Raw genomic sequence first — 431 nt, forward strand, 5'->3', positions numbered from 1 at the left:
GTTGTGCAATGCCTGGAAAACGAAGGTGTCGAGTATGTATTCGGCATTCCCGGTGAGGAAAACCTCGACCTGCTCGAATCCCTGCGCAAGTCGAAGATCAAGCTGGTACTGACCCGTCACGAGCAGTCTGCAGGTTTCATGGCTGCCACCTACGGTCGTCTGACCGGCAAGACCGGCGTCAGCCTGTCGACCCTCGGCCCTGGTGCCACCAACCTGGTGACCGCCAGCGCCTACGCCTACCTGGGCGGCATGCCGATGATGATGATCACCGGGCAGAAGCCGATCAAGAAGTCCAAGCAGGGTCGCTTCCAGATCATTGACGTGTGCGGCATGATGGACCCCATCACCAAGTACACCCACCAGTTCGCCTCGGCCGACAACATCCCGGCCCGCATGCGCGAAGCCTTCCGCCTGGCCGAAGAAGAAAAGCC

Annotated in this window: 1 protein-coding gene; it reads left to right on the forward strand. The window is 60.3% G+C overall.

Annotated elements, in window-relative coordinates; all coding sequences use genetic code 11:
* Positions 1–431 (forward strand): thiamine pyrophosphate-binding protein (locus ACF8FB_RS22690; protein ID WP_392512063.1); only part of this gene is annotated, 431 nt, incomplete at both ends.

This window comes from Pseudomonas sp. yb_2 (assembly GCF_043103905.1).
In the GTDB taxonomy this organism is placed as follows: Bacteria; Pseudomonadota; Gammaproteobacteria; order Pseudomonadales; family Pseudomonadaceae; genus Aquipseudomonas; species Aquipseudomonas alloputida.